At 50.1% G+C, this 744-nt stretch carries 7 tRNA genes; all 7 read left to right on the top strand.

Annotated features, from left to right (window positions below):
- Window positions 1–24: 24 nt before the first annotated feature.
- The 7 genes from HT687_RS11210 to HT687_RS11180 all read left to right on the top strand — a co-directional run bounded on the left by HT687_RS11210 (window position 25) and on the right by HT687_RS11180 (window position 734).
- A tRNA-Gly gene (locus tag HT687_RS11210) sits at window positions 25–95 on the top strand.
- Window positions 96–129: 34 nt separating this feature from the next.
- Window positions 130–203, top strand: a tRNA-Ile gene (locus HT687_RS11205).
- An 82-nt stretch (window positions 204–285) separates the two neighbouring features.
- Window positions 286–375: transfer RNA gene (locus HT687_RS11200), tRNA-Ser, on the top strand.
- Between the two features lie 10 nt (window positions 376–385).
- Window positions 386–459, top strand: a tRNA-Met gene (locus tag HT687_RS11195).
- 3 nt (window positions 460–462) lie between these two features.
- A tRNA-Phe gene (locus tag HT687_RS11190) sits at window positions 463–535 on the top strand.
- Between the two features lie 19 nt (window positions 536–554).
- A tRNA-Gly gene (locus HT687_RS11185) sits at window positions 555–625 on the top strand.
- Between the two features lie 35 nt (window positions 626–660).
- Window positions 661–734 (top strand) — tRNA-Thr (locus HT687_RS11180).
- Window positions 735–744: the final 10 nt, after the last annotated feature.

Genomic DNA, 744 nt, shown 5'->3' with positions numbered 1-744 from the left:
TCGATCCCGTTAACTCCCATTTTAGCGGGTGTAGTTTAGTGGTAAAACTACAGCCTTCCAAGCTGTTGTCGCGAGTTCGATTCTCGTCACCCGCTTTGAACTTTGTTCTTTGTACCAAGTTTTTGACTTGGGCGCGTAGCTCAGGTGGTTAGAGCGCACGCCTGATAAGCGTGAGGTCGGTGGTTCGAGTCCACTCGTGCCCATAGTGTTTAGTCCATTACTAGGGGATTGGAATATTATCTGTTCACTAAGAGGACACGGGCTTGTTCCTGTATAAACTATTTTGGAGGATTACCCAAGTCCGGCTGAAGGGAACGGTCTTGAAAACCGTCAGGCGTGTAAAAGCGTGCGTGGGTTCGAATCCCACATCCTCCTTTTATATTAACGCGGGATGGAGCAGCTCGGTAGCTCGTCGGGCTCATAACCCGAAGGTCGTAGGTTCAAATCCTGCTCCCGCAATAAGGCTCGGTAGCTCAGTTGGTAGAGCAATGGATTGAAGCTCCATGTGTCGGCGGTTCGATTCCGTCTCGCGCCATTTTTTTGATAGTATTTATGCGGGGGGGGTTTTTTGGGAAAACTACAGGCTTCCAAGCTGTTTTCGCGAGTTCGGTTCTCGTCACCCGCTTTGAACTTTTTTCTAATTACCAAGGTTTTTTACTTGGGCGCGTAGCTCTGGTGGTTAGAGCGCACGCCTGGTAAGCGTGTGGGCGGTTGTTCGCGTCCACTCGTGCCCATTAATTGGAG

Source organism: Streptococcus sp. 1449, from assembly GCF_013276805.1.
Taxonomy (GTDB): domain Bacteria; phylum Bacillota; class Bacilli; order Lactobacillales; family Streptococcaceae; genus Streptococcus; species Streptococcus pseudopneumoniae.
This window is presented reverse-complemented; position numbering and strand designations above follow the sequence as displayed.